The organism is Nocardia sp. NPDC087230, from assembly GCF_044744725.1.
GTDB classification, from domain to species: domain Bacteria; phylum Actinomycetota; class Actinomycetes; order Mycobacteriales; family Mycobacteriaceae; genus Nocardia; species Nocardia canadensis.
The window spans coordinates 425,068-451,850 of record NZ_JBIUYV010000005.1 but is presented as its reverse complement, the minus strand read 5'-3'; the positions used below and the strand labels follow the sequence as shown (position 1 = coordinate 451,850).

The following is a 26,783-nucleotide window of genomic DNA, read 5'->3' as shown; positions in this document are numbered from 1 at the left end:
CGACCCGGCAGCACGCCGGAGGTCGCCGGTCACCAGTCGAGGACGTGTTCCGGCTGGCAGACGTGCAGGGGGGACGGCAGGTAGCGGATCACGGCGTCCAGGAGCGGGGCGACATCGCTCCACGGCGCCGGATCGCACAGGACCGGCGCGGCGTCGCCGACATGGGTGAGGCGCCGGACGCGGTCGGAGACCTGTTCGGGGGAGACCTCCGGCGGGCCGGGGTCGTTGTCCCGGTGGTCGGTCACCGCCGTCACGAGCCTGCGATACCACTGTTCGGCGACCTGCCAATGGCTGCCGTAGAACTCGGCGCCCATCGGTGCCAGGTCCCCCATCCGGACCAGATCGATGACGCCGGCGAACCCGGCGCCGATGCCGTGGGGGATCTGCAGCGTCAACGGCACCGCTCCGTGGGTGCCCGCGATCGTGCGGACGCAGCGGTCGAAGTCCGCGGCGGGATGATCGAGCCCGGTCACCAGGCACAGCCGCGCGACCTGGTGGTCGTCGGCGACTCGCAGGATCGTCTCGAGCCGAGGGGCGCGCGGTGCCGCGGCGTTCATGACCGCGACCACCCCGTCGGCCACCCGAAGCGAGTGCTCCAGCGTCGCGAGGGGCTCCTGGCTCGACAGCTGGGTGAGCCGAATCGTGTGATCGGTCCACCGGATCGTGGTCGCCGTGCCGGATCGGGGCCCGGCGGGACGGCGGGTCAGCCGGTGGACGACCCGGGTCGTCGCCTCGGGGTCCCCGATGATCGTGACATTGCGGATCGACTGCGGATCAATGACTTCGGTGCCCATCGCGTTGTGGTACTCCAGCTCGACTCGAGAATGGCGGCGCATCCTCAATCCGGCTTCACCGTACCTCCGCCGATGTGCCGGTGAAGTGGATTCCGGCCCCAAAGTAGAACGTGTTCCTATACCGTCGGGCTCGTGCAGAAAGAACAACGCCCTGCCGTGGCCGACTGGTTCACCGCGGACGACGGCACGGTGCGTCTGCAGGGGAGTCGCTGTACTGCCTGCGGCACACCGTATTTCCCACGGAACACGCTCGCCTGCCGGAACCCGCAGTGCGCGGGTCCCCGGGACGGCTCCGAACTCGCCGAGTACCTGTTCTCCACCCGTGGCCGGATCTGGTCGTACGCGGATGCCCGTTACAAGCCACCCCCGCCCTATGTCTCCGCCGAGCCGTTCGAGCCGTATGTCGTCGCGGCCGTGGAGCTCGAGGTCGAGCAGATGGTGATTCTCGGGCAGGTGGTGCGCGGCCTGACGGTGGACGACCTGGCGGTCGGCATGCCGGTGGAGTTGACCCTCGGCGTGCTGTACGAGGACGAGGAAGCGGAGCACACGGTGTGGATGTGGAGGCCGGTCGATGACCGAGACCAGTAATCGCGATATCGCAGTCCTCGGTGCGGGTATGCACCAGTGGGGCAAGTGGGGCCGCAATTTCGTCGAATACGGACTGGTCGCGGCCCGTGCCGCGCTGGCCGATGCCGGCGTGGACCACCGCGACGTCGACTACATCGCCGGCGCGGACACGATCCGCAACGGCTACCCCGGTTTCGTCTCGGGCGCGACCTTCGCCCAGGCGCTCGGCTGGACGGGGGCGCGGATCTCGAGCAGCTACGCCGCCTGTGCCTCCGGTGCTCAGGCCATCGCCAACGCCCGCGCCCAGATCCTGGCCGGGTTGTGCGAGGTGGCCCTGGTGGTCGGCGCCGACACCACCCCGAAGGGGTTCTTCCAGCCGGTCGGCGGCGAGCGTCGCGACGATCCGGACTGGTTGCGTTTCCACCTGCTGGGCGCGACCAACCCCATCTATTTCGCGCTGTACGCCCGTCGGCGCATGGCGTTGCACGGCGCGACACTCGACGACTTCGCTGCGGTCAAGGTGAAGAACGCCCGGCACGGCCTGAACAACCCGTATGCCCGCTATCGCAAGGAGGTCTCGGCCGAGGAGGTCGCCGCCTCGGCGATCGTCTCGGATCCGCTGCGCCTGCTCGACATCTGTGCGACCAGTGACGGCGGTGCCGCCCTCGTGCTGACGTCGATGGACTACGCGCGGCGTCACGGCATCGCCGATCCGGTCCGCATCCGCGCGCTGTCGACGGTCACGCCGACGTTCCCGAAAACGGTGCTCGACCTGCCGGATTTCGCGACGGATTCCGCGGTGGCGGTCGAGGCGCCGGCGCGCGAGTTCCGCTCCGCGGTGGCGTACGCCGCCTACGAGGAGGCCGGGCTCGGTCCCTCCGAGCTGTCCTTCGCGGAGGTCTACGACCTGTCCACCGCGCTGGAGCTGGATTGGTACGAGGACATCGGGCTCTGCGAGACCGGCGGCGCGGAGAAGCTGTTGCGCAGTGGCGCGACGACACTGGGCGGTCATGTGCCGGTGAATCCCAGTGGCGGCCTGGCCTGTTTCGGGGAAGCGATTCCCGCGCAGGCGATCGCCCAGATCTGCGAGCTGACGTGGCAATTGCGCGGCCAGGCCGACGGTCGCCAGGTCGATGACGCGCGCGCGGGTATCGCGGTGAACCAGGGCCTGTTCGGCCACGGCTCGGCCATCATCGCCACTCGCTGAGCGGGGTTCGCGCTGCTCCGGTGCACATGAGCGGCCACCGCGAAGGTGGACGTTCTCCGGCATCCGACGGCGGCATCCGGCGGGTGGGGGCACGTCAGGGACGCGGCCCCGCCCGGCGCTCGCTGTCGAGTCGGCCTCAGCCGATACCGGATTCGGTGCTCAGGTAGACCGCGAGGTCGCGCGGCAAACCGTGCGTGTCGTGCAGGTAGCGGTAGTCGTCGTCGGTCAGCGGTCCGGCGAATCGGCGGTGGGACAGCACCTGTCGTCCGCGCTGGAGGAGCAGCTCGAATTTGTGCTCCTCGTCGAGCAACAGGGTGCGCACCGTGTGTGGGTCGACATGCTGCCGGAAGTGGTCGAGCGTGTGGTCGAACAGGTCGATCGGCAGGTCCGACAGAGTGCGGCTCGGATCGTCGCGCCACAGTGTGGTCAGGGTGCGGCGGATCAGGCGGCGCAGGATGTGTCCGCGCCTCGAGGGAGACGGGGTGACCCGGTCGCCGAGGATCACGATGCTGGATCGCAGGTGGTCCGACACCACGCGCAGCGACGATTCCCCCAGCGGGCCCCAGAGCCGGGGCAGCGTGGTCGACCAGGGCCGGAAGACGTCGATCTCGAAGACGGACGGCGTGTTCTGCAGGATTCGCCCGAGCCTCTCCAGGCCCATCCCGGTGTCGATACCGGGTCGGCGGACCGGTTCGAGACCGCCGTCGGGGTGCCGCACGTAGCGCATCGTGACGTGGTTCCAGATCTCCACCCACCGGTCGTCGGTTGTCGGTGTGCCCTGCGGATTCTCGCTGCCGGTCCAGAGGAAGATCTCCGAATCGGGTCCGCAGAGTCCGGTCGGCCCGTTGGACCACCAGTTCTCCTCGGTGGTCGGTTCGACCGGTAGGCCCAGGTCCTGCCAGGTACGCCACGACTCGTGGTCGGGTTCGGCCCGGTCGTCACCGCCGAAGACCGTGCCGTGGATCCGGCGGGGGTCGATGCCGAATCCGTCGCGCAGCAGTTCGATTCCCCAGCGCAGGCTCTGCGGGCCGCCGTAGTCGCCGAGGGACCAGGAGCCGAGCATCTCGAACACCGTCAGGTGGGTGTCGTCGCCGACTTCGTCGAGATCGGTGGTGCGCAGACAACGCTGCACGTTCGTGAGCCGTCGGCCGAGCGGATGCGGGCGGCCAAGGAGATAGGGGGTCAGTGGGTGCATCCCGGAGGTGGTGAACAGCACCGGGTCCCCGGGCGAGGGGATGAGCGATCCGCCCGGCGTGAGTTCGTGCCCGCGGTCGCGGAAGAAGTCGAGGAAAGTCCGGACGGTCTGGTCTGTGGTGATCATGGTGATTGCTCCATCGAGAGAAATCGACCGGAAGCGACCGTCCATGGCAGGCCCGGATTCGAGACCGACGCGCACCGGCGGACCGTTTCCGGTCGCCGGCGGGGGAAGAAGAGGTCAGGCGGCAGCGACCGGCGAGCGGAGAGCTCGTGCGGCCGCGGCGGCGTTGCGTGGACTGACCATCATGTGGGCACGGTAGCAGCCGCGGGATGCGGGGCGCGACCGGATTTCGGCCGGTGCCGGTCGGCGAACGTGCACTGCTGGTTCACTGCGGTCGAGTGCTCTTGCGGGAGAGGAATACTCGTTCGAGCAGCGCGTACAGGGTGTCGCGGTCCTGCTCGCCGAGGCTGTCCAGGCCATCGCGGGTGACCTGCATCTTCGCCCGGATCGCATCGGTGACTCGTTCGCCCTCGGGCGTGATGACCAGATTGGTGACGCGGCGGTCGGACGGGCTCGCCTCGCGGCGGACCAGGCCGCGTTTCTCCAGCCGGTTGATGATCCCGGTGACGTTGGAGGCATCGCAGGCCAAGGCCTCGGCCAGGACCCGCATCGCGATGGGTCGGCGGCGCAGCGCCGTGAGCGTCTTGCCCTGGCTCGCGGTGAGGTTCTCACTCGCCGCCGCCGCCGTGAAGTCCCCGTAGTAGACGCCGAGGGACACCGAGAGCAGCTCCATGAGCTGGGCCGAGTCGACGTGGGGAGCTTCTGTCATGCGACCACCATATCCGCAGAAACTTGACCATCTCAAATATCTACCTCTACGGTGTGGCATATTGCTTGAAGTTCTCAACCATCGACATTGTCAAGTGACTTTGAGGAGCACCCCGTGATCGTCACCGCGTCCGACGTCGCCCGCACGGCCGAGGTCCTGGCCCGGCCCGTCACCCTGAACGGCCTGACCGTCCCCAACCGCATCGTGATGGCGCCGATGACGCGCATGTTCTCCCCGGGCGGTGTGCCGGGGGCGGACGTGCGCTCGTACTACGCGCGCCGGGCCGCCGCCGGTGTGGGCCTCATCGTCACCGAGGGCACCTACGTCGGCCACGATTCGGCCGGGCAGAGCGATCGGGTACCGCGGTTCCACGGCGCGGAGCAGCTGGCGGGGTGGGCCCGGGTCGCCGAGGACGTACACGCGGCCGGCGGCACGATCGTGCCGCAGCTGTGGCACATCGGCATGGTCCGCAACCAGGGCGAGCAGCCCTATCCCGACGCCCCGGCCATGGGCCCCTCGGGCATCGGCGCCGATGGCACCGAGGGCGCGGGCAAGGCGATGACCCAGGCCGATCTGGACGATGTCATCGCCGCCTTCGCCGAGGCCGCCGCGGCCGCCGAGCGCATCGGCTTCGACGGTGTCGAGCTGCACGGTGCCCACGGCTACCTCCTCGACCAATTCCTGTGGGCGCAGACCAACCGCCGCGACGACGGCTACGGCGGTGACCCGGTGGCGCGCACCAGGTTCGCGGCCGAGATCGTGGCCGCGGTCCGGGCGGTCGTCTCGCCCGAGTTCCCGGTGATCTTCCGCTTCTCGCAGTGGAAGCAGCAGGACTACCGCGCGCGCCTGGCCGAGACCCCGCAGGAGCTCGAGGCCATCCTGACCCCGCTCGCCGCCGCGGGTGTCGATGCCTTCCACGCCTCCACCCGCCGCTACTGGCTCCCGGAGTTCGACGACTCGGACCTGAACCTGGCGGGCTGGACCAAGAAGCTGACCGGCAAGCCGACCATCACCGTCGGATCGGTCGGACTCGACGGCGACTTCCTGCGCGCGTTCACGGGCGAAGGCGCCGAGCTCGGCACGATCGACAACCTCCTCGATCGCATGGAGCGCGACGAGTTCGACATGGTCGCCGTCGGCCGCGCCCTGCTCCAGGATCCGGAGTGGGCGGCCAAGGTGCTGGCGGGCCGAATCGACGAGCTGAAGCCCTACGACGCGGCGGCGATGAAGACCCTGAGCTAGCCGAATCTGTCTCCGGAGCAGTACGCAGCGGAAAGTTCATCGAATCATGCAGTGACAACCCCTCATTCGCGCATCGATACCGACTCGGACCCGGGTTGCGGGAGGCACCGGCGCCGACCCGCGCACGCCCGAGCCGCGGCGACGGAGATCCTCCTCGCGTCGAGATCGGCTGAGCCCCGGCCGGTCGTCTCCCCGGCGACCGGCCGATCGCGAGGTTGGCGCGTTCGGCCGGGGATTGGCGCGTTCTGTCCTTGTCGCGGTCCCGAGGTGATTCGAGACTTACGTTCGATAGGGATCAGTGTGCTACCGAGGGGAGCCTGCGTTGTCGGTGACGAGGGAGAGTGCCACCGCCTACGTGATTTCCGCGCTGGAGGCGAAGGGAACGGCGACCCGGGACGATTTCGACGTCGCCGGGATCGTCGCCGCGTTCCGCGACATCACCGACGGGTGGGACTTCCACCTGATGGAGCGGGAGACCTTCTGGCGGATCGCCTCGACCTACCTCAGGGTGTGAGGCTGCACGCCGGTGAGGACCCCGACCAGCGCCGGGCGGCCCGGCGCAACGAGCCCGCGTCGGAGTAGCCGAGAAGTTCGGCCTGCCTGGTGCCGCTGAGCGATCCCGCGACCGTCACCTGTGCGAATCGGGCGCTGCGTGCCCGGTCCAGCTCCGCGCGCCAGGTGGTGCCGGCTTCGGTCAGGCGTCGCTGCAACGTCCGGGGGCTGACCGTGAGGATGCGGGCGACGCTGTGCAGGGATACCTCCCCGGCCTCGATTGCCTGGTCCAAGGCCTCGGCCACCCGTTGCGGCCAGGCCGAGGCAAGCGTCGGTGGCGGCGGCAGCGCGGCGGCCAGTGGTTGCAGGACCCCGGCCAGGACCGGATCCGCGGTCGTCAACGGCAGATTCAGGTCCGCGGAGCGGAAGGTCATCGAGTCGGTCGGCGCGTCGAACTCGACGGTGGCGGAACCGAACACGTCCCGGAAGCTGTCGATATGCGGGGGAGCGGCCTGGCGTAGCGCGACGCGGACGGGGTCGAGCGGACCGTCGACGACGCGGCGGGCCCGGCTCAGCACGGCCGACAGTCCCCACAGCTGGGTGTGGTCGCGCCCCCGGCCGTCGCCGTGGAGCATCTCGAGGTAGAGGGTGGATTCGTGCTCGGTCTCGGCGACCAGGTCGAAGCGGTGATTGGTGGTGACCGCGGTGACGTACGGCCCGCAGGTGGCCAGCCCGGCGCCCAGCGTCGGCGCGGAGGAGAACAGATAGTCGTACAGGCCCAGGCTCGAGAGTTTGTAGCGGCGGGCGACCTGCAGGGCGACGTCCGGGCCGAGACGATGTTCGCCGATCTCCCACAGCCGGGAGAACACCTCGCTCGGCAGATGCACGTCTTGGCCGGTCATCGACCAGTCGGGGACCCCGGCATCGCGGATCAGCTGCGCGCGATCGAGCCCGGCCGCGTCGAACTGCGAGATGACGAAACGATGTAGCAAGCTCTGGTCGGTAGCCATGACGTCTCCTCGTGGCGGCAGGCCGATCCGCGGACCGGTCGCGGCTACGTCAGCCGCCGTCGTCGACCGATTCGGCGAATCCGAGCTGGGCGGGATTTCTCCATGGAGGACGATACGCTGGGACGCGGCGGCGGGCGTCGATGCGGTGACCTTCCCCGCCTCCTCGCCCGAGCATCGCCATCAGCGGTGGCGTGGTCGCGGCGGGTACTCGCGTGCCGGCCATCACGGGAAAGACCTTGCGCGACAACTCCGGTCCCTCCGCCGATCGGTTGCTCGCCAGGCCGCTGGCGGCTCCGTCGCGAAGCCGCACCCGTCCCGCCCGCACCGGCGCTACCGTGGAAGTATCCGTGGGGAGGAACACGATGGTGTCGGTGACGCTGTACCGCTATTCGTTCGATTTCCGCTATCGCTTGAACGACCGGCAGCTGGCGGGTTTCGACCCGAGCCGGGCATATGTCGAAGCCTATGCCGTCGATACACCCGAAGGCCGGGACGAGCGTGGGTGGACCTGTATCGAACGGAGATCGGCACCCGCGCTTCCCGGCTACCCGCGGAGCATCGAGGTCGAGGCCACCGCCGACGACTCCGCCGCGTGGGCCCAGGCCCGGACTGTCGCGCTGGAGGCGCTGTGGATCGCCGAACAGCAACTCGTCCACGATCTCGGTATGCGGATCGAGGGCGGCTTCTCACCCGGACTGCGGCGTGGAGCCGGCTGGTCGGCGGCACGCCGCCGCAGCCGGGGCGCGTCACGGCGGGCGTTCGACGGACTCGAACAGCGGCTGCACGACATCGCCGAGCGCTATCGCCGGGTCCGCGAGCAGATCGAGCTCCGCGTGCACGAGGCCGACGCACGCGCGCAGGAGGAACAGGCACGACTCTGGAAAGCGCAGCGCGCGCGGGAAGAGCGCGACGACCGTTGCTCCGAGCTGGCCGCCCGCACCCGATGGAGCTACCGCGTCACCGAGTCGGACAGAACCGTCCATGTCTTTCGCGCCGAGGACTCGACCCTGACCACCGGCGAATTGGTCGACGAGCTTCAGCGCCCCACCCATCACCTCACCGGCTATACCGTGCACTGGGCCGCCGCCGATCGCGCCGAGATCGAGCGCGTCAGCGGTGTGGATTTCACCGCCTGGTGGGCCGTGGTGGCTCCGCGCCACTGGAACGATTCCCGGCGCGTCCCGTCTCGCCCGCCGACCCGTTCCGGCCCCTACCTCGGCGGCCACTCCAGTGCGGGTGGCCATTCCGGCCACGACAGCTTCTCCTCCTGCGGCGGCGGCTTCTGATGCGATGGTCGTCGACGAACTCGTCGATTTAGCGATACCGCGCTGGTGATGCTCGCGCCGAGCAGAGTGTGTCGACGTGCTCGGCCGGTCGGCGGAGATGGCGGAATCGGTGGGCGCCGACGAGTCGAGTTTCGCCGCGATCGCCCGCGACCTCACAGTATGCGGACGCCGCGGTCCTCGTCGGCTGAGGTAACGGGGCTTGACACGGTCGCGACCACGGCTTTGACTGACTTGGAAGCTGGTTTCACCTCGTTCGACACTGTCTGAGGGGTAGAAATGCGCGCCATGGTGTGGGTGGGTCCGGGGTGCGGGCGGTCGACTGTCCGGCACGCGTTCCTCCTGATGGCGGCCCTGATCGGTGCCTGTCTGCTCGCCGTGACGGGCACCCAGACGGTATTCGGACAACCGGTGGCGAACGGTGACGGCACCGGCTTCTCGCTGCCCTACTCCGGCGCCCCCGCCTATGAATACGTGGCACCACCGCAGATGACGAGCGCGGATCAGCTCAACCAGCCGCTCGGTCAGGAGCGGGCCGACACGATCGCCGGTCGGATCGGTCTCGGGCGGGGTGACGCGCTGACCGAACAGCAGTATCTCGATCTCACGTCCGGGGGTGGCGTCGGCGGGAACCTCGACGCGGCGGGGGTGATCGTCGCCTGCGTCGAGATCCTCACCAACACGGTGGGCCGACCCGTCTACTCCGAGATCGACGGGCGGCCGGTGTCCTCGGTGTTGGGCAGCTACGGGCTGTATGTGAACCCCAGTGGATTGCTCGAGAGCCCGGCCAACGCCGACGCACCGACCAGGCAGGTGAACACGCTCATCGCGCCCGGCGGGTTCGTCGGCAACTGGCTGCGGGACAACGGTGCGGTCCACACGCTGGTCGCGCTCTACCGGTCGGCCTATACGGTGCAGGCCGCGTATGGATTCGTGGCACAGCAGATGTCGGGCGCGGCCCAGTTGGTGACCACTACCAAGGGCGGGGTCAGCGCCGAGGTCGGGATGTCGATGGCCCCACCGCTGTGGATCGTGAACTTCGCCCTGATCTACGTCCTGAACCCTGTCCTGGCGGCCGGGATGCCGGCCTACTGGGCGCCGATTCCGCCGCAGGTGGCCGCGGCGATCAAGGCGAGCCCCACCGGCCAGGTGCCGTTCGGCGACTACGCGGGCTACTTCGGCTGACCGCGCAGGGGTGCGCCGACCCGATGCAGGTGCGTGAGCGCCTCGCGGTACGAGGAGATCAGCCCGGTCTCGTGGTACGGGACGCCGATTTCCGCGCAGTAGTCGCGGACGATCACCTGGGCGTGGCGCAAGTTCGGCGTCGGCATGCTGGGGAACAAGTGGTGCTCGATCTGATAGTTGAGCCCGCCGAGCGCGAGATCGGTCACCGCGCCACCGCGCACGTTGCGGGAGGTCAGGACCTGGCGGCGGAGGAAGTCGGGGCGGTTCTCACCGGTCAGGGTCGGCATGCCCTTGTGGTTGGGGGCGAAGATGCAGCCCATGTACAGGCCGAAAAGGCCCTGGTGGACCGCGATGAAGGCGATCGCTTTGTCGGCGGGCAGCACCGCGAAGACCGCGGCCGTGTAGACGGCGAAGTGGCCCACCAGTAGCGCGCCCTCCAGTCCGCGGTGTTTCATCGATCGATTTCCGAGCGCACGGACACCGGCCAGATGAAGATTCAACCCCTCCAGCAGCAGGAGCGGAAAGAACAGGAATGCCTGCGCCCTGCCGAGTAGGCGAGGCAGACCGCGACTGGACCGCGCTTGCTGTTGTGACCAGACCAGAATGTCGGGCGCGACGTCCGGATCGAGTTCTTCGTGGTTGGGATTGGCGTGATGGCGGGTGTGCTTGTCCTGCCACCACCCGTAGCCCAAGCCGATGCCTGCGTTGCCGACGATGCGCCCGACCAGCTCCGTCGGCTGCCTGAGCCGGAAGACCTGCCGGTGGGCGACATCGTGCATGACGAGCGCGACCTGCGCGAACGTCACGGCGAGGGCGACGGCGACCAGCAGGGTCCACCACGAATCACCGACGAGGACGAAGGCCGCCCAGCTCGCCACGAACGCGGTCGCGACGAGGCCTAGCCGGACGGCGTAGTAGCCCGGGCGCCGGTTCATCAGCCCGGCGTCGGAGATCCGGCGCAGCAGCCGGGCGTAGTCACCATCGGCGCCGCGCCGTGGTGTCGGTGGAGCGGAAGCGGGGACCAGGGAGGGCGTCGTCATGATTCCGAAGCTATCGGCGGAAATCTCGCCCTTCGTAATCCTGCGGTATGACATCGAATAGGACTGCGGAGTGATCTTTCGACGCCCGCGCAGCGCACGATTCGACAACGGCGGCCCCGGATTTCCGCCCGGACGGGAAATCCGGGAGTAACTTTACAGCTAATCTTTCTTCCCTCGGCAACAGTGAGGTTCGACATGAGGACAATCCGCACTATTCCCGCCGTCCTCGCGGCCTTGCTGTCGGTGGCAGCGGTGTCGGCCGGATGTTCGGTCTCGGTCGGCACCGCCACCGTCGACAAGGAGGCAGTGGCCGAGCAGATCAGCACCCAACTCCAGGCCCAGGTGGGGGAGACGCCGGACGAGGTCACCTGTCCTGAGGATCTGAAGGCGGAGCAGGGTGCCACGATGACGTGCACCCTCACCGAACAGGGCGCCACCTACGACGTGAAGGTCACGGTCACCTCGGTGGAGGGCGACAACACGAAGTTCGACATCGAGGTGGCCGACGCACCCAATTAGGGCTCAGTCGGCCGCGTGATCGGCCGCGCGCCCGGCGACGTACTCGGTGGCCCAGCGGTAGTCGGGTTTGCCGCTGGGGGAGCGGGAGATGGTGTCGACCACCCAGATCCGTTTGGGCACCTTGTATCCCGCGAGGTGGGTGCGGATGTGGGCGCGCAGTGCGTCGAAATCCACGGTCGCGTCGGGGCCGGTGGCGATCACGGCGGCGACCTGCTGGCCCCACCGTTCGTGCGGGACCCCGACGATGACCGCGTCGTAGACCGCGTCGTGAGCTTTCACGACGGCCTCGACCTCCTCCGGGAACACCTTCTCGCCACCGGTGTTGATCACCATGTTGCCGCGCCCGATCAGGGTGATCGAGCCGTCCGTCTCGGCGCGGGCCCGGTCGTCGGTGACCACGACGCGTGCGCCGTCGACCGTCTTGAACAGCCGCGCGGTGCGTTCGGGGTCCTTGTAGTAGCCGAGCGGCACCGCGCCGGTCTTGGCCAGCCAGCCCTCCTCACCCGGCGCGACCGGTCGCCCGTCCGCGTCGACCACCACCGCGCCGCGACCGGTCTGGACCCGGGGACCGCGGGCGGGGTTGTCGTCCTTCTGTGCGAAACCGATTCCGCCGAAACCGGTTTCGGAGGATCCGATCGAGTCCGAGACCATCGTCGAGGGGAACTTCTCCAGCAGCGCGTTCTTCACCGGCTGCGACAGCAGCGCCGCGCCGGAGGCGATGACCAGCAGCGAGGACGCGTCCACCGGGGCGGTGTCGAAGGCGTCGATGAGCGGACGTGCCATGGCGTCGCCGGTGATCACCATGACGTGCGGGTGGTGGGTGCCGACGGCCCGCCACACCGCGTCCGGGTCGAAACGCGGCTCGAACAGCACCGCGTTGCCCGACCACAGGGCGGTGAAGGTCGGCATCATCGCCGCGGCGTGGATCAGCGGGGGAAGGACGAACCAGATGGCAGGCACCCCTTGCGCGCCGGTCGCGGACTGCTGGTACTCGTCGCGCACCGGCTCGCCGGTGTAGAAGTCCACGCCTCCGCCCAGCACCCGCCACATGTCCTCCTGCCGCCACATGACGCCCTTGGGCAGGCCGGTCGTGCCGCCGGTGTACATCATGAACAGGTCGTCGCCGGTGCGATGCACACTGGGACGGAACGGTTTTCCGGTCTCGACCAGCGTCTCGTACGCGAGGACGCCGGAGCCGGCAGCGCCGGACACCCGGTCGTCGTCGACACAGATCGACTGCCGCACCGACGGTGTGCGAGACAGCGCCGCGCCCACGGCCTCGCCGTAGCTCGCGTGATACACCAGCACGTCGAGGTCGGCGTTGCCGTAGACGTAGGCCAGCTCGGCAGGCCCGTACCGGTAGTTGATGTTGATCGGGACGGCGCCCAGTTTGAAGCAGGCGATCAACGTCTCCATGGTCTCGATGCTGTTGTGCATCTGGAACCCGACGTGCGTGCCGCGGCGCACCCCCGTGCTGGTCAGCTGGTCGGCCAAGCGGTTGGCCCGGATATCGAGCTCGCGGTAGGTCAGCGAGCGATCGCCCTGGATCAGCGCGACCCGATCGGGCATGGCGTCGGCGGAGTGCTCGAACAGGTCGGCGAAGTTGTTGGCCATCTCAGTCCATCTCTGTGCGGTCCGCTCACACGACGGTGAGCGGCAGGGGTTTCCCGCGGTCGGTGAAGGCGAAGCTCGCGCCGGTGCTGAAACGGGTCACGGCCACCTCCGAGGCTTCCCGGAACGGCTGTTCGGCCAACGTGATCTCGGCGGTCCAGCCGTGTTCGTCGATCGCGCCGACTCGCGCGGCGAACCGGGGGTTCACGCCACGGACCAGGGCATCGAGCGGGCGCAAGTCCGCCGGGATCAGCAGGGCGGGCCACGCGCCGTCGTTGGTCGCCGGGCTCACCGCCGGAAAGCGCACGCGCACACCGGAGCTCGTGACCGTGCTGTCGATTCCGGTGTAGCTCAGCGGATTCAGCGCGGGATGGATCCGGAGCACCAGGGCGAGTGCGTCGGCGTCGTCACCGAGTGACAGGCAGCGGCGGAGGCGCTCCGAGGTGAGTCCGGCGATCCCGGCGAACTGTTTGCGCGCGATGTCGGCCGCGACCGCCGGCTCGGCGCGTTCCCGGAGGGCGACCAGGAAGCCGAGCGTGAGCAGATGGTGCTGCAGGCTGATCTCGTCGGCCAGCCGGCGCAGGGCCGACCGGGAGAAGTCGCCGAAGCGCAGATCACTCAGCAGTGGTCCGGCGTAGTCGCCCATGCCCTCCTCGCCCGGGTCGATCGGGGCCAGCACGAGCCCCGCCGCCTCGGAGTTCGCCACGAGGGCGGCGTTGCGTGGGGCGGCGGGCGGAACATGGGACCCATCGATGACGACGGTCCACGCGCACACCGGGGTGCGGTCGGCGGGCACACGGGGTGGTCGGTGCACGGGCCGCACCTGGGCGTGCGGGTTGGTGGCCAGCGCCGTCGCGTCGAAGGTGGGGTCCTCGATGTCGTGGCACATCGCGACCACGAATTCCTCGCCCATCGGTTCGACATCGGCCAGCGCCCCGCAGTGGTCGAGCCAGAACTCCCCGTGATCGTGGTCGTCGACCCGGAAGCGGAAGTCCATGAACTGGGGCGGTGCGCCGATGTCGAGTTGCAGGCCCTTGAAGATCGTCTCGACGCCGTCGCCGGTGATGCCGAGCGCGCGCCGGATGCGCCGGGTGTAGACGGGACTGGCCAACTGCCACTCCTCGATCGCGACCTCGGTCATCCCGGCGCGCCCGAAGGCGGCGATCGTGTGCGCCATGCCGGATCGGTCGATGAGATGACCGCTCAGCAGCAGTTCGGGAACCAGCACCGCCAGCTGGTCCCTGGACAGTGCGTCGTATCCGCTCACCGGCGTCACCACAGGGAGGCGGGCGATTCGCCGATGCGGTACCAGCCCGGCAGCGGCTCCTTCGACACCGAGCGCTCGATCCGCTTCTGCATCCCGGGTGAGAGCGCCCGATCGGTGATCATGTCGAGGAACATCGCCGAGACATTGCCGAAGTCGAAGAAGTCGCGCTGCCACGACCACTGGAAGTCGCCGCCGTAGCGGAACCAGCTGCCGCCGATTCCTTCGGGGGAGTAGTGGCGGCCGTCGGCGCGCGTGCCCTCGTTGATCTGCTTCCAGAATCCGATGACGGTGCCGCTGCGATCGTCGACGACGAACTCCTGGTACGGATAGGTCCAGCCCTCGAGCCCCGCCATCTCCTGGCCGAGAGCCAGTTCGCGGATCTCCGCGCGCCCTACCGCCATGAATTCCTGTGTGGGGCCGTAGTTCCAGCCGTAGGTCGCGTCGAGGGTGTACATCTCGGCGAGGGGCTTCCAATCGCCCTTCTCCTCGCACCGCTGGTTCTCCACGACCCAGCGCCGCACCATCTCGTCGAGTTCGGCGCGCTCGAAACCTGCCATCAGTCCGTGCCTTTCGGTGGGGAGTCGGCATCGTCGGCGATCGACAATGCTCGGGTGGGACACCAGCGGATCGCGGCCTGGACGGCACCGTGTTCCGACGGGGCGGGCGTGGGATCGGTGATCTGGACCGTGCCGTGCTTGGGCACGGTGAAGATCGTGGGCGCCTCGTCCTGGCACACGCCGTGCCCTTGGCACAGGTCCGCGTCGACCACGATCCTCATGACGCGCTCCCGCCCTCGGGCAGCGGCCGCAACGGCGCTTCCGGTTGCACCTCGACCAGCACCATGTGGGCGCCGCGTGGCACCGAGATCACCGTGGCGACGGCGTCGGCCAGATGTTCGGGCCGCAGCATGTACGGATGCCGGGCGAAGCCCCAGTCCTTCCAGTCCTGCAGCAGCGGGCCGACGACCTCCGGCGTCGAATCCATGCCCATGCCGGTCAGTGTCGGGCCGGGGCGTACCAGTGACGCCCGGATCCCGCTGCCCTCCAGCTCCATGCGCAGCTGCTCGACCATCGCCTCGAGCCCGTTCTTGGCGGCGCTGTAGGCGCCGCTGCGTGGCCGGGGGTTGTCCGCGCAATCGGAGCTGATCACCACGAGATCGCCGCGGCGCCGGGTCGTCATCCCGGGGAGCACCCGGTGGATCAGGCGATGCGCGCCGACCAGGTGCACCTGCACCTGCCGCAGGAACCGTTCCGGGTCCATCTCGCCGACGAGCGCGAATTCGATGTCGCCCGCGCCGGAGACGAGGATTTCGGTCGGTCCGAGGGCGTCCTCGGCGGCGGTGACGAACGCGTCCACGGACGCGGGATCGGTGACGTCGAGGTGATGGGCGAAGGCCTCGCCACCGTCGGCACGGATCTTGGCGGCGAGGTCCTCACACCGCTGCACGCGGCGCGCGCCGAGGGCGACCGGGTGGCCGAGAGCGGCCAGGGCAACGGCCGTCGCGGCACCGATGCCGGACGACGCGCCCGCGACCAGGGCCGGCCTGCGTTCGGGGTTGGGTTCGAATCGGGGCACTAGCGGACCTCTACTGTGATGGGAAGTTTGGCGAAGCCACGGACATTGGTCGAATGCACGCGTTCGATGCCCCGCGGGTCGATCCGATAGGCCGCCACCCGCCGCACGAACTCGCCGAGCACGACGCTCGCCTCGAGCCGGGCCAGATGCGCGCCGAGGCAGAAGTGCACGCCCGCACCGAAACTCGCGAGGGTGCCGCCGCCGCTGCGGTCGATCCGGTAGGTGTCGCCGTCGTCGAACGCCGCCGGATCCCGATTGGCCGCGCCGATCAGCAACAGCACCTTCGCCCCGGCCGGGATGGTGCCGCCGTGGTAGTCGAGGTCGACCGCCGCGGTACGGGCGACGAGCTGACTCGAGGTGTCGTAGCGCAGCGTCTCCTCGACCCAGTCCGCGACCAGGTCGGGATCGGCGGCGACCTTGGCGTACTCCACGGGATCGACCCCCGCCCAGTAGAGGGCGTTGCCGAGAAGCTTGGTGGTGGTCTCGTTTCCGGCGACCACCATCAGGAACATGAACCCGATGATCTCGTCGTCGGTGAGGGTGTCGTCGTCGATCTCGGCATCGAGCAATGCCGAGGTGAGGTCGTCGCGGGGGTCGGCCCGGCGCTGGGCGACCATGTCGGCGTAGTACCCGAACAGCCGGATCGAGGCGTCGATCGCGTCGGCGGGCACATCGAGAACACCTTCCTCGCGGTGCACCACCAGATCGGCCAGCCGCCGGATCTCGGCGCGGTCCGGCTCCGGCACCCCCATGAGTTCGGAGATGACGTCCATCGGCAGCTTGCCCGCGACGTCGTCGATCCAGTCGAAGCGTCCCCGCGCGAGGGCGGGTTCGAGGTGCTCGAGGGTGATCTGGCGGATCCGGTCTTCCATCTCGGCGACCCGCTTCGGGGTGAATCCCTTGTAGACCAGCCTGCGCATACGCATGTGCCGGGGATCGTCCATCGCCAGAAACGACATCACCCGATGCGCGTGTGGTCCCCACGCCGCCGGGTCGAGCGAAACTCCGTTGGCGCTGGAGAGTCGATTGTTGTCGCGAAATGCTGCGAGGACATCGGAATGCCGCGACAGCGCCCAGAAATCGAGATCCGGGTTGTGATAAAGCGGCGCCTCGGTGCGCAGCCGGTGATACGTGGGATACGGATCCTCGTGGAATCGATAGTCGTACGGATCGAAATACACGGGCTCCACAGCGGCGCTGGTCATCGCGAACACCCCGGTTCCGATCGGATGTCTCCGACAGCGTCGGGTCGGTCGAGACCCGAAGGAGACAGGTAGCTGGACATGTGTCTGGACGGTATCACCGACGCGCACCGGGCACAACGCTTTCGCGGACGATCGCGACGACGACGTGCCCGGCCCGCTTGGCGAGATTCGCCTCAAAGATGCTGGTAATCAACATTTTCGGACCGCATGGTCGGGCCCGATCCGGGCCCGGGAAGGCTCGGCGGGGAGCTGGTCAGGAATCTGGAACAGTGTCTGGAATGTGGTCTAGATCATATGGTACGGTCACCCGCATGGCACGCGTAGACGGCGAAGTCGCACCGGCCGGCGGCGGTGCGGTGGGGGTCGGTGGCCTGGAATTGCCGGAGCCGAAACAGGCCGGTGCCGCACAGATCCTGCGCCGGAATTTCTCGGTCACCGTCCTATCCAGCGTGGCCACCCTCGGCCGGGCCCTGCGCATCGGCGCGAGTGCCGTGTCGCTCGGCATCGTGGACGCGGTTCGATGGCGATTCCAGATCCACGAAACACTCGCCCAGGCGTGGTTTCTCATCCGGGTCACCGCGGTGCCGAGTATTTTGATGGCCATTCCGTTCGGCGTCATCGTTTCCGCGCAAGTCGGCAATATCGTGTCCGAACTCGGCGCCGATTCGATGATCGGCGCGGCGGGCGGGCTCGGTGTCATCAAACAGGGCGCGCCGATGGCCACCGCGATGTTGCTGGGCGGAGCGGGGGCGGCCGCGATCGCCGCCGACCTGGGCGCCCGGACCATCCGCGAGGAGGTCGACGCGCTGCGGGTCATGGGCGTCGACCCGGTGCGACGCCTGGTCGTCCCGCGGATCGTGGCGATGATGCTGGTGGCGCCGCTGCTCAACATCCTGATCATCGTCGTCGGCGTCGCGTCCGGGTTCGTGGTCGCGGTGTCGGCGCTGAACGTGACACCGGGCAGCTACTGGTCGTCGTTCGGCGCCTTCACGACGCCGATCGACCTGTGGGTCTCGTTGGTCAAGGCGCTGCTCTTCGGATTCCTGGTCGTGGTCATCGCCTGCCAGCGCGGGCTGGAGGCTACCGGTGGGCCGCGGGGTGTGGCCGACGGGGTCAATGCGGCGGTGGTGATGTCGATCGCGGCGGTCGTCGTCCTGAACACCGTGATCACCCAGGTGGTCACGCTGTTCTTCCCGGTCAGGATGGCGTGATGACGGCGGCTCCGTACTATCCCGTCGGGCTGCGCTGGGTGGGGCGGCTGCGGCGTGCCCGCGTGCACCCGCTCGCCCCGATCGACTCGCTCGGGTTCGTCCTCGGATTCGTTTGGCAGGTCGTGTCTTCGGTGCCCTACACCCTGCTGCGTTACCGCCGCCAGACGGTGGCGACGGTGACCGACATGACCTGGGGCCGCGGCTCGGTGATCATCGGTGGCGGGGTGGTGCCGCTGATGCTGCTGCTCGGTGCGGCCATGGGCGCCTCCATCGGCATCGAGGCCTTCAGCGCGCTGAATCTGCTGTCGCTGGGTCAGCTCAGCGGCCTGATCTCGGCCTTCGGCGTGACCCGCGAACTCGCGCCCATCGCGGCCGGGATCGGCTTCGCGGCCCAGGCCGGGTGCCGGATGACCGCCGAGATCGGGTCCATGCGCATCTCCGAGGAGATCGACGCGCTCGAATCGCTCGGTATCCGGTCGGTGCCCTTCGTCGTGACCACCCGGGTGATCGCCGGGATCATTGCCGTGGCACCGGCGTTCGTGGTCGCGCTGATCCTGAGCTACGCCTCCTGCGCGCTGATCGTCACCACGATCCACGGCACCCCCTCGGGGACCTACGACCACTACTTCGACCAATTCGTGGTGGGCTGGGACGTCGTCGCCGCGACCGTGAAGGTGATGGTGTTCGCGGTGGCTGTCGTCCTGATCCACTGCTACCAGGGCTATTTCGCCACCGGCGGCCCGGAGGGGGTCGGCATCGGCTCCGGTCGGGCGATCCGCGCCAGCCTGGTGGCGATCATCGCCCTCGACATGGTCGCCACGATCCTGCTGTGGGGATTCCAGTCTCCCGTGACCTTCACCGGGTGATGCCATGCCTGCCTACGCCTTGCCGGGAACCGAGGTCGGACCTCGCCGTGCCCGCGCTCTCGGTGCGGTCGCCGTCATCGTCGCGTTGCTCGCTCTGCTCGCGTGGCGGGTACTGCCCGAGGACCGGCCCGACGGGGAGATCCGGGTCGAGTTGCTGGTCGAGCAGGTAGGTGCCGGTGTCGGTCCGGGGACCGAGGTCCGGCTCGACGGCGTGCGGGTCGGGTCGGTCGGGACGATCGACTCGGCGGGCCGGGGGATACAGCGAATCAGCCTGATGCTGAACGGCTCTCAGCTGTTCGGGCTGACGAACACGCTGAGTGTGGACTATGCCCCGGGCAATCTCTTCGGCATCAGCGCCCTCGAACTCCACTCCGGCGCCGGCGGTGTCGCCCTGACCGAGGGGTCGACCGTCGACCTGACCGTCGGCGCCGCCGACCGGGTGCGCGACGCCACCCTCTCGGCCCTGCTGACCTCCACCGGCGCGCTCACCGACGAGGTGCTGACGCCCCGGCTCGCCGATCTGCTCGCCACGATCTCCCGCGACCTCGCTGCCTTCGGTCCCCTCCTCGAAGCCATCGGCGCGACCGCGCGCTCGTTCGCCGAAACCCAGCGGCTGCCACCGTCGATGCTGTTCGACCAGTTCGGGTCGGCGCTGTCCGGTCTCCCACCGATGCTGACCGGCAGCCTGACCCTGCTCTACGCCGACTACACCAACGAATACCTGAGCACCCCTGAACATCTCGCGAAGTTCGGCCGGATGTTCTCCGATATCCAGTACCAGCTGTTGCCGACCGTCACCGCGTTGCTCGGTACCTCGCGGCACTACTTCGGCGGCCTGCTACCCATGACGAGCCTCGTCCTCGATCAGCTGTCCGGCTCGATCAGCGCGCCGGAACGGTCCGGGCGGCAGCTGAGCGAACTGCTCGAGCGGCTGGACTCCGCCTTCGTCGACACCCCGCAGGGCCCCGTGTTGCGCGCCGCCGTCGACCTCGACGTGGTGCCGGGGCTGGCCGGGCCGCTGGCCGCCCTGCTGCCTGAGGGTGGTCGCTGATGAGCACCCGGTCCCTGCTCCTGCGGGTGCTCTCGGCGACGGCCGCGATGGCCCTCGTGCTCGTCGCTGTGCTGCGGGTGATCGAACGCCCGGTCGACGGCGAAACCTACACCTACACAGCGCTGTTCACCGATGCGAACGGCCTGCGCCGCGGCGACGACGTGCGCCTGCACGGCGTGCAGATCGGCAAGGTGGGTGAGGTCGAACTCGACGGCGCGCTGGCGCGGGTGCGTTTCACGGTGGTCCGGGACCGCGCGCCGGCCACCGGCACCACGATCGCGATCCGCTACCAGAATCTCACCGGATTCCGGTACCTGGAGCTCCGGCCGCCCGACTCACCCGGCCGTCCGCGCGACCCGGCCGCGGTCTTCGGGACCGCGGAGACGGTGCCCGACTTCGACATCACCCGACTGTTCAAGGGTTTGCAACCCGTCCTGGCGCAGCTGTCGCCCGAGGACCTGAACCGGTTCGCGACCAGCATTCTCGCCGTGATCCAGGGCGACGGCTCGGGCATCGGCCCAGCGCTGGGCGCCATCGACACGCTGAGCCGCTACGCCTCCGATCGGCAGGCCGTCCTGTCGACACTGGCCGCCAATCTCGCGCAGGTCGCCGATCACCTGGGCGGAAAGTCGGGCAACGCGATGCGGCTGCTGACCAATCTGACCAACCTCTTCGTCACCATCACCGAGAAGCTGCCCGGACTGGTCGATTTCGCCGCGGGAATCCCGGTGGTGCTCCAGCCGCTGCGCAGCATGCTCACCGTGCTCGGCGTCACCGGAGAACGCGACCGCGATCTCGACGCCGCCCTCCAGCGCGCCTTCCCCGACCTGGCCGACGCGGTGGCCGCGTTCGAGAACCTGCCCGGGCTGATCCAGGCCATGGCGCAGGCCGTTCCGGCGACCGGGCCCGACCTGGTCTGCACCCACGGTGCGACCGAGGCGCCGGAACCGCTGCGCGTACTGCTGACCGGACAGGGAGTCGTGCTGTGTCATCGATAGTGTCGCGCGGGCACCGTGTTCGGCGGTGGGCTCGTGACCCGCAGGCCGCGGATCTGCGGTGGGGGATCGCGGGACTCTGCGCGGCCGTGCTCCTGCTGATCGCGATCGGCGCGGTGTATGTCACCGGAACCTCGCCCGAGCGGACCTATGCGGCCGAGCTCGCCCAGGCGGGTTCGGTCCGGCCGGGCGACGATGTGCGCCTGGCCGGCATCCCGGTCGGCAAGGTCAGGTCGCTGACGCTGCTCACCGACCGGGTCCGGATGGAGTTCACCGTCCGCGCGGACGCCTTCCTCGGCGACCAGACGACCCTCGACATCCGGATGCTGACCTTCGTCGGCGGCTATTACGTCGCCGTCCTGCCCGCCGGTACCCGGCCGCTCGGGCCGGCCGTCATCCCCCGGGAGCGAGTCATCGTGCCCTACAACCTGACCCAGGCCTTCCAGGACGCGATCCGGCCCGTCCGCCGGATCGACGGCGGCGTCGTCCGGCGGGATCTCGCGGCACTGTCGACCGCGATCGAACAGAGTCCGGAGGCCGTGCGCGCGGCGGTGCGCGCGGCCGGCGACGTGGTCGAGATCCTCGACGAACAGAATGCCGACATCTCCCGCACCCTGGCCATCGCCGACGAGTATCTGTCCGCGCTCGACACGAATGCCGGGGTGCTGGCGCGGCTGCTGATCACCCTGGGCACGCTCGAGCAGATCATCCAGACCAACAAGGTGCAGGTGGCGCAATCCCTGCGCGATCTCGCCGTGGTGTTGCACGACGTGACTCCGCTGGGGCGGGCGTGGGACGCCTCGCTGAAGCAGCGCGCCCAACCGCTGGCGGACGCGATTCCCCCGCTCGAGCAGCTCGGCGCCCGGCTCGGCGCGCTGCTGGATGCCGTGCGCGCGCTCCAGCACCGGCTGGCACCGCTGCTGCCCGCGGGCGGCGGGATCACCATCGACCAGTCCGCGGCCACCCTTCCGGTTCCCGCGCTGTGCATTCCGCTGCCAGGAGGCGCGTGTTGACGAAGTCGATCCTGGGGTCACGGGGGCTGATGTCGACCGCGGTCGTGGTCGTCGTGGTGCTGGCGGGGGCGCTCGGTCTGCGGCTGAGCACACCGCATCCGCCGATGCGCGCCTACTGTGCCGACCTGCCCGACAGCATCGGGCTCTACGAGGGCAGCGCGGTGACCGTCCTTGGCGTGCCCGTCGGTCGCGTCACCGGGATCGACGTCGTCGGCGTGTCGGCGCGGGTCGAGTTCACCGTCCGCGCCGATCGCACACTCCCGGCCGACGTGGGGGCGGTGACGGTCAGCGACACCCTGATCGCCGATCGGCGGCTCGCCCTCATCGGCGACGAACCGGCCGGACCCGGCCTGGCCTCGGGCGGCGCGTGCATCACGAAAACCCTGACACCCAAGAGCCTCTCGCAGACCTTCGACGCCCTGGCCGGCCTCGCCGATCAACTCAACGGTTCGGGTGATCCCGCCCAACGCACCGCTGTCGGCGCCGGACTCGACGCGCTCGATCGCGCCACCACCGGCACGGGCGACCAGCTCAACGACCTGATCCTCGCGCTGAGCCGGGCGCTGTCGGCACCGGACGCGGCCATCGGGCACCTCGGACAGCTGCTCGACGCCCTCAGCGCGCTCGCCCAGCGGGCACGCCACGGCTGGGCGCAGGTGGAGACCACGGTGTCGGGGCTGCCGCAAACCTTCGACGACATCGTCACCATCGCGTTCCCACCGATCATCCAGATCGTCGACACGCTGGCCGAGCTCTTGCCCCAGCTCAACGACGTCGTCATGATGTTCGGTTCGCCCGCGCTGCGCGCGCTGGACTCCGTCCCCGAGCTGTCGCGCATGATCGCGGCGGGTGTCTCCTCGCTCGCCGAGGTGATCGCGCGGACTCCCGTGCTGGCCGGCGGATTCGCCGGTGCGGTCGATCCGGTGAGCGGACAGCTGACCATCGGCTACGCGCCACCGAAACTCGCACCGGCCCCGCCGGACTCGGCGCGGATCTGCGCGGCGGTGCAGGCCGTCACCGGGCAGGGCTGTCAGACCTCGGCCGAGGGTGTGGTGACGATTCCGGCACTGCCGGTCCTACTCGCGGGGGTGAGTACACGATGACACGCATCCGGCGCCGGGCCCTCGGCGTTCTGTTGGTCGCGGGAATGACGCTGGCGGGCAGCGGATGTGGCTTCCAGCCCGCCGACCTGCCGGTGCCCGGCACCGGCGTCGGCGGCCCGACCTATCGCCTGCGGATCGAGTTCGCCGATGTGCTGAATCTGCCGCAGGGCGCCGAGGTGATCGCGGCGGGCGTGCGGGTGGGCAGGCTGACGGGGGTCGCCCTGGTCGACCCGGTGGCCGCCACCCCGGAGATGGCGGCGCGGCCGGGGTACGCGGTGGCCGAGGTCGAGATCCGGCAGTCGGTCCGGCTGCCGGTGGGCACGACCGCCGTGCTGCGCCAGGAGACACCGCTCGGCGACGTCCATATCGCGCTGGGCGAGCCGGGCGGCGACACCGCGGGCACGCTGACCGACGGCGCGACCATCCCCCTGGCCGACACCACTCAGGCCCCACCGATCGAGGACATCCTGGCCGGTCTGTCGACGTTCCTCGGCAGCGGCGCGGTCACCGACTTCCAGAGCATCCTGCGCACCGCGAACGGGCTGCTGCCCGAGGATCCGCGCGACACCGCCCGGATCGCCGGGGTGCTCGGCGCCGACCTGTCGGATCTGGGCGCGCACCTCGACTCGGTCGACGCCCTGCTCGACGGGATGGAAGCGACGGTCGAGGACGGCCTGCGACAGAACCTGCCGATGCTCGACGAACTGCTCACCCCCTACGGCGTCGACCACACCACCGACGCTGTCAACGCCCAGATCGGCGTCATCTTCGTGCTCACCGCGCTCGGCCCGGTCGCGCCGAGCGCGCAGTGGCTCGGCCCGCTGCTGTCCTCGCTCGACGACACCACCCGGGCCGTGGTGCCCGTGCTGTTCGGCAGCAGCCCCCTCGACACCACGTCGCCGTCGAACATGCAGACCCTCATCGATCTGATCAATACCGAGCTCGTGCCGTTCGCGACCCGCGGCCCGAAGGTGGACCTGGTCGACGTCGGCGTCACCGGGGCGCCCGGCCTCACCTCGGGCGATCGCACCGGCCGCATCGTCGACACCCTGCGGATGATCGGGGCGGTGCGATGAATCTGCGTGCGGTGGTATCACTGTCGGCTATCGCGGCGGTGCTGATCCTCGGCGTCGCCTACATGTCGTTCGGCGTGCTCGGCTTCGACCCGCGACGGGACTTCCTCACCGCCGAGATGACCCTCGACAGCGCGGGCGGGTTGGTGCCGAACGCGCCGGTGCTGCTCGCGGGCGTCCGAGTGGGCCGGGTCGAAGCGGTGCGCAAGCAGGCCAGCGGTGTGCGGGTGGCGTTGCGGGTCGACAGCAGCCGGCGGATTCCGCTGTCGAGCACGGTCCGGATCGAGCAGTTGTCGGCGCTCGGGGAGCCCTATCTGGTATTCGCGCCGGACTCCGGTGCCGGGCCGTATCTCGAGGACGGACAGGTGATCCCGACCGATCGGATCCACCTGCCGATGACCGTCACCGCCCTGTCCGCGAAGCTGGTCGACCTGCTCGCACAGATTCGGCCCGAAGTGATCGCGCGCCTGGTGGACACCTTCGACCGCGCGCTCGCGGGCACCGACGCGGCGCGGCAGACGCTGCACCGATCCTCGAATCTGCTCGCCGCGACACTGCTCAGCCGCACCGACGCGATCCGGGGGCTGTTCGCCGACATCCAGGCTCTCGGCGGCGACATGGCCTGGCTGGGACCGTCGTTGGGCGCCGCGGGCCCGAAGTTCGGTGAGTTCGGCGTCACCCTGAGCGCGATCGTCGAATCGGGCTCGGCGCTCGTGGAAAGCCGTCCGCTGGACGACTACGTCACCGGCGACGGGCTCGTCCCGTTCCTGGCCCGTCTCACGGAGCTGATCACCGAGATCGGGCCGAGCATCGAACCCTTGGGTCAGGTGCTCGACCCGGTGGTGACCGACGCCGTGCACCGCGCCCCCGCGATCGACGTCAGCACCCTGATCGACCAGGCCCTGCAGAGTGTGGGCCCCGACGGCACGGTGCACTTCCGCATCGCCGTCAAATAGCGACGAAGGACAGCGCATGAGCACAGCGACAGCGGAACCCACCACCACCGACAGCGGTCGGCAGGCGCCGCGGACGGTATCGCTGCGGCTGTCCAGCATCCTGGTGGCCGTCGCGATCGGCGGACTCACCGTCGCGACGATCACCTTCGCCGTGCTGTACTTCTCGGCCCGGTCCACGCTCGCCGACCGCGACGCCCGCGCGGCCGACGAGCGGCACGCCGAGCGCATCGCGATCGACTACGGTGTCGGCGCGTCGACGATCGACTACCGCGACCTCACGGCGTGGTTCGGCCGGTTGCGCGCGGGCACCGCGCCGCAGCTGACGGCGAAGTTCGACGCCACCGCACCGCAGCTCGAACAGATCCTGCTGCCGCTGCAATGGACCTCCACCGCGACTCCGCTCTCGGCGACGGTCGTCTCGGAGTCCGGGGGGATCTATAAGGTCAACGCCTATTTCACGGTCGTCTCCACGAGCGCCCAGAATCCCGGTGGCGCGGCCGCCACCGTCACCTACTCGCTGACCATCGACCGCAACGCGGGCTGGACGATCACCGAAGTGGGCGGGTTGCAGAACAGCTTGCCGAAGAAGTAGCGCGGTCAGTAGGCGATGAAGAGGATCTCGTCGCGCGTGTAGTCGTGGTCGGGATGATTTTCGGCCAGATGCGCCTGCGTCCGGGCGACCAGGTCGTCCTCGTTGTCGGCGTTGATCTGGGTACCGCAGGGGCAGTTGAGGCGAGTCTTCATCACGGTTTCTCCTGTGCCGGTCACCGCCCGGCGATCTGCTGGACAGTAGTCCGGAGTCTATTCCAATCGCTGTGTTAGCGTGAGTCATGGGACCCGTAGACGAGCTCTCCGCCGAGGCCGGTGCGCTGTTCGCGCTCGCCGAGCAGGCCACCGGATTCATGCCGGCGGACGAAGGGCGCGCGCTGTACACCGCCGCCCGCGACTACGCGGGCACGGGAACCATTCTCGAAATCGGCACCTACTGTGGCAAGTCGGCGGTCTATCTCGGCGCCGCGGCACGCGAGACCGGCGCGACCGTCTTCACCGTCGATCATCATCGGGGCTCGGAGGAGCACCAGCCGGGCTGGGAGTATCACGACACCGGTTTGGTCGACCCCGAGACGGGCGTCTTCGATACCGTGACGGCCTTCCGGCGCACCATGATCCGGGCCGGCCTGACCGACACCGTCATAGCGATCATCGGATCCTCCGCCGCGGCCGCCCGCATCTGGCGGACCCCGCTCAGCATGCTCTTCATCGACGGCGGCCACACCGAGGAAGCCGCCCAGCGCGATTACGACAACTGGGTGCACTGGGTCGCGGGCGGTGGACTGCTGGCGATCCACGACGTCTTCCCCGACCCCGCCGACGGTGGGCAGGCCCCGTTCGGCATCTACCGCCGGGCCCTCGACAGCGGCAAGTTCCGCGAGCTCTCGGTGACCGGCTCGCTGCGCGTCCTCCAGCGGATCGCCGCCTGCGGCTGAGCTC

At 69.2% G+C, this 26,783-nt stretch carries 29 protein-coding genes; 17 read left to right on the top strand and 12 right to left on the bottom strand.

What is annotated here, in order from left to right; all coding sequences use genetic code 11:
- Positions 1-29 precede the first annotated feature (29 nt).
- Complete coding sequence (locus ACIO52_RS20360) at positions 30-794, bottom strand: hypothetical protein (protein ID WP_402645825.1); 765 nt, start codon at positions 792-794, stop codon at positions 30-32.
- Between the two features lie 156 nt (positions 795-950).
- Between ACIO52_RS20360 and ACIO52_RS20355 the strand changes: the two genes are divergently transcribed.
- Positions 951-1,382 (top strand): Zn-ribbon domain-containing OB-fold protein, encoded by a 432-nt coding sequence (locus tag ACIO52_RS20355; RefSeq protein ID WP_218720569.1) that lies wholly within the window; start codon positions 951-953, stop codon positions 1,380-1,382.
- The gene (locus ACIO52_RS20350; RefSeq protein WP_402645823.1) at positions 1,366-2,568 is read left to right on the top strand and encodes a lipid-transfer protein; all 1,203 of its coding nucleotides are present in this window, start codon (positions 1,366-1,368) and stop codon (positions 2,566-2,568) included. Before ACIO52_RS20355 ends, ACIO52_RS20350 begins: the two co-directional genes overlap by 17 nt.
- 136 nt (positions 2,569-2,704) lie before the next feature.
- Here ACIO52_RS20350 and ACIO52_RS20345 read toward each other — a convergent pair whose 3' ends face one another.
- A complete protein-coding gene (locus tag ACIO52_RS20345) occupies positions 2,705-3,889 on the bottom strand; it encodes an alanine--tRNA ligase-related protein (protein ID WP_402645820.1) in 1,185 nt (394 codons plus the stop codon).
- A gap of 262 nt (positions 3,890-4,151) precedes the next feature.
- The gene (locus tag ACIO52_RS20340; protein ID WP_255588280.1) at positions 4,152-4,595 is read right to left on the bottom strand and encodes a MarR family winged helix-turn-helix transcriptional regulator; all 444 of its coding nucleotides are present in this window, start codon (positions 4,593-4,595) and stop codon (positions 4,152-4,154) included.
- A 114-nt stretch (positions 4,596-4,709) separates the two neighbouring features.
- On the opposite strand from ACIO52_RS20340, the gene ACIO52_RS20335 reads away from it, so the two are divergent.
- Both ACIO52_RS20335 and ACIO52_RS20330 read left to right on the top strand, forming a co-directional pair.
- Positions 4,710-5,837: an NADH:flavin oxidoreductase gene (locus tag ACIO52_RS20335; protein WP_218720514.1), complete on the top strand. Its 1,128-nt coding sequence runs from the start codon at positions 4,710-4,712 to the stop codon at positions 5,835-5,837.
- Positions 5,838-6,165: 328 nt separating this feature from the next.
- Positions 6,166-6,351 (top strand): hypothetical protein, encoded by a 186-nt coding sequence (locus ACIO52_RS20330; RefSeq protein ID WP_308248605.1) that lies wholly within the window; start codon positions 6,166-6,168, stop codon positions 6,349-6,351.
- Here the strand turns inward: ACIO52_RS20330 and ACIO52_RS20325 are convergent.
- A complete protein-coding gene (locus tag ACIO52_RS20325; RefSeq protein ID WP_402645816.1) occupies positions 6,341-7,339 on the bottom strand; it encodes an AraC family transcriptional regulator ligand-binding domain-containing protein in 999 nt (332 codons plus the stop codon). The two genes, ACIO52_RS20330 and ACIO52_RS20325, sit on opposite strands and share 11 nt — an antisense overlap.
- Positions 7,340-7,686: 347 nt before the next feature.
- Here ACIO52_RS20325 and ACIO52_RS20320 point away from each other — a divergent pair, with 347 nt between their 5' ends.
- The gene (locus ACIO52_RS20320) at positions 7,687-8,625 is read left to right on the top strand and encodes a hypothetical protein (protein ID WP_402645813.1); all 939 of its coding nucleotides are present in this window, start codon (positions 7,687-7,689) and stop codon (positions 8,623-8,625) included.
- Between the two features lie 276 nt (positions 8,626-8,901).
- Positions 8,902-9,807 (top strand): hypothetical protein, encoded by a 906-nt coding sequence (locus ACIO52_RS20315; protein WP_402645811.1) that lies wholly within the window; start codon positions 8,902-8,904, stop codon positions 9,805-9,807.
- Here ACIO52_RS20315 and ACIO52_RS20310 read toward each other — a convergent pair.
- Complete coding sequence (locus ACIO52_RS20310) at positions 9,795-10,847, bottom strand: acyl-CoA desaturase (protein ID WP_218720508.1); 1,053 nt, start codon at positions 10,845-10,847, stop codon at positions 9,795-9,797. The two genes, ACIO52_RS20315 and ACIO52_RS20310, sit on opposite strands and share 13 nt — an antisense overlap.
- A 195-nt stretch (positions 10,848-11,042) precedes the next feature.
- Between ACIO52_RS20310 and ACIO52_RS20305 the strand changes: the two genes are divergently transcribed.
- Positions 11,043-11,366 (top strand): DUF4333 domain-containing protein, encoded by a 324-nt coding sequence (locus tag ACIO52_RS20305; RefSeq protein ID WP_342800354.1) that lies wholly within the window; start codon positions 11,043-11,045, stop codon positions 11,364-11,366.
- 3 nt (positions 11,367-11,369) lie between these two features.
- On the opposite strand, the gene ACIO52_RS20300 is transcribed toward ACIO52_RS20305, so the two are convergent.
- The 6 genes from ACIO52_RS20300 to ACIO52_RS20275 are packed head-to-tail and all read right to left on the bottom strand — an operon-like array spanning position 11,370 to position 17,024.
- Positions 11,370-12,980, bottom strand: coding sequence for an acyl-CoA synthetase (locus ACIO52_RS20300; RefSeq protein WP_402645807.1), 1,611 nt, complete (start codon positions 12,978-12,980; stop codon positions 11,370-11,372).
- A gap of 25 nt (positions 12,981-13,005) precedes the next feature.
- Positions 13,006-14,256, bottom strand: coding sequence for a hypothetical protein (locus ACIO52_RS20295; protein ID WP_218720505.1), 1,251 nt, complete (start codon positions 14,254-14,256; stop codon positions 13,006-13,008).
- Complete coding sequence (locus ACIO52_RS20290; protein ID WP_402645804.1) at positions 14,250-14,801, bottom strand: nuclear transport factor 2 family protein; 552 nt, start codon at positions 14,799-14,801, stop codon at positions 14,250-14,252. Before ACIO52_RS20290 ends, ACIO52_RS20295 begins: the two co-directional genes overlap by 7 nt.
- Entirely contained in the window at positions 14,801-15,022 is a 222-nt protein-coding gene (locus tag ACIO52_RS20285) for a ferredoxin (RefSeq protein ID WP_218720503.1), read from the bottom strand. Before ACIO52_RS20285 ends, ACIO52_RS20290 begins: the two co-directional genes overlap by 1 nt.
- A complete protein-coding gene (locus ACIO52_RS20280; RefSeq protein ID WP_316574940.1) occupies positions 15,019-15,819 on the bottom strand; it encodes an SDR family oxidoreductase in 801 nt (266 codons plus the stop codon). Before ACIO52_RS20280 ends, ACIO52_RS20285 begins: the two co-directional genes overlap by 4 nt.
- On the bottom strand, positions 15,819-17,024 hold the full coding sequence (locus ACIO52_RS20275) for a cytochrome P450 (RefSeq protein ID WP_218720501.1): 1,206 nt from the start codon (positions 17,022-17,024) through the stop codon (positions 15,819-15,821). Before ACIO52_RS20275 ends, ACIO52_RS20280 begins: the two co-directional genes overlap by 1 nt.
- A 311-nt stretch (positions 17,025-17,335) precedes the next feature.
- Here ACIO52_RS20275 and ACIO52_RS20270 point away from each other — a divergent pair, with 311 nt between their 5' ends.
- The 9 genes from ACIO52_RS20270 to ACIO52_RS20230 are packed head-to-tail and all read left to right on the top strand — an operon-like array spanning position 17,336 to position 25,884.
- Complete coding sequence (locus tag ACIO52_RS20270) at positions 17,336-18,235, top strand: MlaE family ABC transporter permease (protein WP_402645800.1); 900 nt, start codon at positions 17,336-17,338, stop codon at positions 18,233-18,235.
- On the top strand, positions 18,235-19,101 hold the full coding sequence (locus tag ACIO52_RS20265; protein ID WP_316574938.1) for an ABC transporter permease: 867 nt from the start codon (positions 18,235-18,237) through the stop codon (positions 19,099-19,101). Before ACIO52_RS20270 ends, ACIO52_RS20265 begins: the two co-directional genes overlap by 1 nt.
- Before the next feature lie 4 nt (positions 19,102-19,105).
- On the top strand, positions 19,106-20,152 hold the full coding sequence (locus ACIO52_RS20260; protein WP_342800349.1) for a mammalian cell entry protein: 1,047 nt from the start codon (positions 19,106-19,108) through the stop codon (positions 20,150-20,152).
- Complete coding sequence (locus ACIO52_RS20255; RefSeq protein WP_402645796.1) at positions 20,152-21,150, top strand: MlaD family protein; 999 nt, start codon at positions 20,152-20,154, stop codon at positions 21,148-21,150. Before ACIO52_RS20260 ends, ACIO52_RS20255 begins: the two co-directional genes overlap by 1 nt.
- Positions 21,138-22,160: an MlaD family protein gene (locus ACIO52_RS20250; RefSeq protein WP_402645793.1), complete on the top strand. Its 1,023-nt coding sequence runs from the start codon at positions 21,138-21,140 to the stop codon at positions 22,158-22,160. The genes ACIO52_RS20255 and ACIO52_RS20250 overlap by 13 nt, the downstream gene beginning before the upstream one ends.
- Positions 22,157-23,263 carry an MlaD family protein gene (locus ACIO52_RS20245; RefSeq protein ID WP_402645790.1) on the top strand — a complete coding sequence of 369 codons (1,107 nt, stop codon included), beginning with the start codon at positions 22,157-22,159 and terminating at the stop codon, positions 23,261-23,263. Before ACIO52_RS20250 ends, ACIO52_RS20245 begins: the two co-directional genes overlap by 4 nt.
- Entirely contained in the window at positions 23,260-24,339 is a 1,080-nt protein-coding gene (locus tag ACIO52_RS20240; protein WP_402645788.1) for an MlaD family protein, read from the top strand. Before ACIO52_RS20245 ends, ACIO52_RS20240 begins: the two co-directional genes overlap by 4 nt.
- On the top strand, positions 24,336-25,292 hold the full coding sequence (locus ACIO52_RS20235; protein WP_402645785.1) for an MlaD family protein: 957 nt from the start codon (positions 24,336-24,338) through the stop codon (positions 25,290-25,292). The genes ACIO52_RS20240 and ACIO52_RS20235 overlap by 4 nt, the downstream gene beginning before the upstream one ends.
- A gap of 16 nt (positions 25,293-25,308) precedes the next feature.
- On the top strand, positions 25,309-25,884 hold the full coding sequence (locus ACIO52_RS20230) for a hypothetical protein (RefSeq protein ID WP_402645782.1): 576 nt from the start codon (positions 25,309-25,311) through the stop codon (positions 25,882-25,884).
- A gap of 5 nt (positions 25,885-25,889) precedes the next feature.
- Here the strand turns inward: ACIO52_RS20230 and ACIO52_RS20225 are convergent, their stop codons facing one another.
- The gene (locus tag ACIO52_RS20225) at positions 25,890-26,036 is read right to left on the bottom strand and encodes a DUF1059 domain-containing protein (protein WP_218720563.1); all 147 of its coding nucleotides are present in this window, start codon (positions 26,034-26,036) and stop codon (positions 25,890-25,892) included.
- A gap of 86 nt (positions 26,037-26,122) precedes the next feature.
- Between ACIO52_RS20225 and ACIO52_RS20220 the strand changes: the two genes are divergently transcribed.
- Positions 26,123-26,779, top strand: a complete 657-nt coding sequence (locus ACIO52_RS20220) for a class I SAM-dependent methyltransferase (protein ID WP_218720495.1) — start codon at positions 26,123-26,125, stop codon at positions 26,777-26,779.
- Positions 26,780-26,783 lie beyond the last annotated feature (4 nt).

What these genes read in the sequence shown, in the direction of transcription:
- ACIO52_RS20360 (WP_402645825.1), bottom strand. Translation starts at nt 794, where the DNA reads ATGGGCACCGAAGTCATTGATCCGCAGTCGATCCGCAATGTCACGATC.
- ACIO52_RS20350 (WP_402645823.1), top strand. Translation starts at nt 1,366, where the DNA reads ATGACCGAGACCAGTAATCGCGATATCGCAGTCCTCGGTGCGGGTATG.
- ACIO52_RS20345 (WP_402645820.1), bottom strand. Translation starts at nt 3,889, where the DNA reads ATGATCACCACAGACCAGACCGTCCGGACTTTCCTCGACTTCTTCCGC.
- ACIO52_RS20340 (WP_255588280.1), bottom strand. Translation starts at nt 4,595, where the DNA reads ATGACAGAAGCTCCCCACGTCGACTCGGCCCAGCTCATGGAGCTGCTC.
- ACIO52_RS20325 (WP_402645816.1), bottom strand. Translation starts at nt 7,339, where the DNA reads ATGGCTACCGACCAGAGCTTGCTACATCGTTTCGTCATCTCGCAGTTC.
- ACIO52_RS20315 (WP_402645811.1), top strand. Translation starts at nt 8,902, where the DNA reads ATGCGCGCCATGGTGTGGGTGGGTCCGGGGTGCGGGCGGTCGACTGTC.
- ACIO52_RS20310 (WP_218720508.1), bottom strand. Translation starts at nt 10,847, where the DNA reads ATGACGACGCCCTCCCTGGTCCCCGCTTCCGCTCCACCGACACCACGG.
- ACIO52_RS20305 (WP_342800354.1), top strand. Translation starts at nt 11,043, where the DNA reads ATGAGGACAATCCGCACTATTCCCGCCGTCCTCGCGGCCTTGCTGTCG.
- ACIO52_RS20300 (WP_402645807.1), bottom strand. Translation starts at nt 12,980, where the DNA reads ATGGCCAACAACTTCGCCGACCTGTTCGAGCACTCCGCCGACGCCATG.
- ACIO52_RS20290 (WP_402645804.1), bottom strand. Translation starts at nt 14,801, where the DNA reads ATGGCAGGTTTCGAGCGCGCCGAACTCGACGAGATGGTGCGGCGCTGG.
- ACIO52_RS20285 (WP_218720503.1), bottom strand. Translation starts at nt 15,022, where the DNA reads ATGAGGATCGTGGTCGACGCGGACCTGTGCCAAGGGCACGGCGTGTGC.
- ACIO52_RS20275 (WP_218720501.1), bottom strand. Translation starts at nt 17,024, where the DNA reads ATGACCAGCGCCGCTGTGGAGCCCGTGTATTTCGATCCGTACGACTAT.
- ACIO52_RS20270 (WP_402645800.1), top strand. Translation starts at nt 17,336, where the DNA reads ATGGCACGCGTAGACGGCGAAGTCGCACCGGCCGGCGGCGGTGCGGTG.
- ACIO52_RS20265 (WP_316574938.1), top strand. Translation starts at nt 18,235, where the DNA reads ATGACGGCGGCTCCGTACTATCCCGTCGGGCTGCGCTGGGTGGGGCGG.
- ACIO52_RS20260 (WP_342800349.1), top strand. Translation starts at nt 19,106, where the DNA reads ATGCCTGCCTACGCCTTGCCGGGAACCGAGGTCGGACCTCGCCGTGCC.
- ACIO52_RS20255 (WP_402645796.1), top strand. Translation starts at nt 20,152, where the DNA reads ATGAGCACCCGGTCCCTGCTCCTGCGGGTGCTCTCGGCGACGGCCGCG.
- ACIO52_RS20240 (WP_402645788.1), top strand. Translation starts at nt 23,260, where the DNA reads ATGACACGCATCCGGCGCCGGGCCCTCGGCGTTCTGTTGGTCGCGGGA.
- ACIO52_RS20235 (WP_402645785.1), top strand. Translation starts at nt 24,336, where the DNA reads ATGAATCTGCGTGCGGTGGTATCACTGTCGGCTATCGCGGCGGTGCTG.
- ACIO52_RS20230 (WP_402645782.1), top strand. Translation starts at nt 25,309, where the DNA reads ATGAGCACAGCGACAGCGGAACCCACCACCACCGACAGCGGTCGGCAG.
- ACIO52_RS20225 (WP_218720563.1), bottom strand. Translation starts at nt 26,036, where the DNA reads ATGAAGACTCGCCTCAACTGCCCCTGCGGTACCCAGATCAACGCCGAC.
- ACIO52_RS20220 (WP_218720495.1), top strand. Translation starts at nt 26,123, where the DNA reads ATGGGACCCGTAGACGAGCTCTCCGCCGAGGCCGGTGCGCTGTTCGCG.